This window comes from Jatrophihabitans sp. (genome assembly GCF_051960575.1).
In the GTDB taxonomy this organism is placed as follows: domain Bacteria; phylum Actinomycetota; class Actinomycetes; order Mycobacteriales; family Jatrophihabitantaceae; genus JBQCEE01.
On record NZ_JBQCEE010000024.1, the window covers coordinates 1 to 2,818 of the forward strand.

The 2,818-nt window shown below is 74.4% G+C and carries 3 protein-coding genes; 1 reads left to right on the plus strand and 2 read right to left on the minus strand.

Translation table 11 applies throughout. The features are described from left to right. Window positions 1–1,163, plus strand: a 1,163-nt coding sequence (locus tag ACTHMS_RS01035; RefSeq protein ID WP_440304820.1) for an RNA polymerase sigma factor, incomplete at its 5' end; no start/stop codon positions are given. Here the strand turns inward: ACTHMS_RS01035 and ACTHMS_RS01040 are convergent. Continuing rightward, on the minus strand, window positions 1,085–2,128 hold the full coding sequence (locus ACTHMS_RS01040) for a TerC family protein (protein ID WP_440304821.1): 1,044 nt from the start codon (window positions 2,126–2,128) through the stop codon (window positions 1,085–1,087). The genes ACTHMS_RS01035 and ACTHMS_RS01040 overlap by 79 nt on opposite strands. Window positions 2,129–2,257: 129 nt before the next feature. Then, window positions 2,258–2,818 (minus strand): PucR family transcriptional regulator (locus ACTHMS_RS01045; protein ID WP_440304822.1); only part of this gene is annotated, 561 nt, incomplete at its 5' end.

Consider the following 2,818-nt stretch of genomic DNA (forward strand, 5'->3'; position numbering starts at 1 on the left):
CGACGGTGCGCGTCACGCGCGACCTCGACCTGGCCGAGGAGTGCGTGCAGGACGCGTACGCCAAGGCCCTCGCCACCTGGCCCGCCTCCGGCATCCCGGCCCGGCCGGGCGCGTGGCTGACCACGACGGCCCGTCGGCGCGCGCTCGACCTGCTGCGCCGCGACGCCCTGTTCCAGCGGGCGCTGCCCGAACTGGTGATGGACGGGACGGTCGGGCCGGACGACGACCCGTCGGCCATCCCCGACCACCGGCTCGAACTCGTCTTCACCTGCTGTCACCCCGCGCTGCCGCCCGAGGCGCGGGTGGCCCTGACGCTGCGGCTGCTCTGCGGCCTCACCACCGCCGAGGTGGCCCACGCCTTCCTGGTGAGCGAGCCGACGATGGCCGCCCGCATCACCCGGGCCAAGAAGAAGATCGCGACTGCCCGCATCCCCTACCGCGTGCCGTCGGCCGAGCAGCTGCCCGAGCGGGTCGGGTCGGTGCTCGACGTCGTGCACCTGCTGTTCACGACCGGCCACACCGCGCCCGTTGGCGAGGACCTCGTGCGCGCCGACCTCGTCGAGCGGGCCCTGCAGCTCGCCCGGCTGCTGCGCGAGCTGCTGCCGGGCGCGGCCGACGTCGCCGGACTGCTCGCCCTGCTGTTGCTCACCGACGCGCGCCGCGACACCCGCACCGACGCCACCGGCGCGCTCGTCCGGCTCGAGCACCAGGATCGCAGCCGGTGGCACCGCGACCGCATCGCCGAGGGCGTCGCGCTCGTGCGGGAGGCGTTGCGGGCCCGGCCGCCGAGCCGGTACGCGCTGCAGGCCGCGATCGCCGCGGTGCACGCCGAGTCGCCATCGTGGGACGCGACCGACTGGCGCGAGATCGTCGGCCTCTACGACGTGCTCGTGACCGTGTGGCCGTTGCCCGTCGTGGCGCTGAACCGGGCCATCGCGGTGGGATTCGCCGAGGGACCGGCGGCGGGCCTGGCCGCGCTCGACCGGCTCGCCGCCGAGCCACAGCTGTCGACCTACCCCTACCTGCCCGCCGCCCGGGCCGACCGCCTCGATCGGCTCGGGCGGCGGGACGACGCGCGGCTCGCCTACGAGGAGGCGTTGCTGCTCACCGAGAACGCGGTCGAGCGCTCGTTCCTCGCGTCCAGGCTCGCCGCGCTGTCCTGAGCCGGCAGCCCGTCCGCGGGCGTGTCGTGCGGCTCCGGGGCCGGCCGGCGGAGGCCGAGCACGATCGACGCGGCGAGCACCGTGACGATGACGGCCAGGCTGACCAGCGACGGGATCTCCGGCACGGCCGGGTCGATGAGCTTGTGGCTCGCCTGCAGCACCAGCTTGACGCCGATGAAGCCGAGGACGACCGCCAGCCCCTTGGCGAGCAGGTGGAACCGCTCGAGCAGGCCGGCGAGCAGGAAGTACAGCGCCCGCAGGCCCAGTATCGCGAAGGCGTTGCTCGTGTAGACGATGAACGCGTCGTCGCTGACGGCGAGCACCGCCGGCACGCTGTCGACGGCGAAGACGAGGTCGGCGGCCTCGACGGCCACGACGACGGCGAGCAGCGGCGTGGCGACGCGCTTGCCCGCCTCGCGGACGACGAACCTCGTGCCGGCGTACTCGTCGCGCACCGGGATCACCTTGCGCAGCAGGCGCAGCGCCAGGCTGCGGCCCGGGTCGTAGCTCTCGTCCTCGTCGCGGGTGAGCTTCCACGCGCTGTACAGCAGGATCGCGGCGAAGACGAACAGCACGGCGGTGAAGCGGCTGACCACCGCGACACCGGCCGCGAGCATCACGCCGCGGAACACCAGCGCGCCGAGCACGCCGAGGAACAACACGCGGTGCTGGTAGGCGCGCGGCACCTTGAAGTACCCGAAGATCAGCGCGAAGACGAACAGGTTGTCGACCGACAGGCTCTTCTCGAGCAGCCACGCGGTGGTGAACTCGACGCCGGCGTCCCGGCCGAGCGTGAGGCCCACGACGAGGGCGAAGACGAGGGCCAGCCCGACCCACGCCACGCTCCACCACGCCGCCTCGCGGAACCTGATGACGTGTGCGCCGCGGTGGGCGAGCAGGTCGACGGCGAGCATGATCACCACCAGGGCGCCGAAACCGGCCCAGGCCCAGAGGGGGACGTCCACGATGGCTCCTTCACAGCCCGACGATGTGGGTCGCGGGCCGGATCGGCCCGTTGCGTCCAGTCTTCGGTGCTGGGGTCGGGCAGGCAGGAGCGATGTCCGGCCGTCTTCCACCGCCGTTCGTTGCCGGATTCAGGCAGACGGCTGGCGTGGCTGGGTGTCGTCTGTGGCCCGACTCAGCAGCCGCTGTCCGAGCACGGCCACCTGCAGGGTGAAGCGGTCGGCGGGGGAGTCGGGGTCGAGTCCGGTCAGCTCGCGCACCCGCTGCAGGCGGTAGGCCACGGCCCGCACCGAGAGGTGCAGCGCGCGGGCGGTGGCGGCGAGGTTGTTGCCGGTGTCGAACCAGGCGGCGAGGGTCTCGACCAGCGGTGCGGCACCGCCGCGGGCGCTCGCGAGGCCGCCGACTCCGCCGGCGACGACATCGGCGAGCGCGGCCCGGTTCTGCAGCAGGACGCGGTACACGAGCAGGTCGCTCGCGGCGACCACCGGCTCGGGCCACTGCAGGGTGGCCGCCACCGCGACCGCCTCACCCGCCTCGCGGTAGGACGTCAGGACACCGTCGGCGCCGCCCCCGGCGCGGCCGAGCCCCCGCCGCCACGCCCCCACCGCCGGACGCCCCGCCACGAGGCCGGCGCGCAGGTGGGCGCGGTCCTGGTCGAACGCGGCGCGGTGGGGGGGGGGGGAGACGACGAC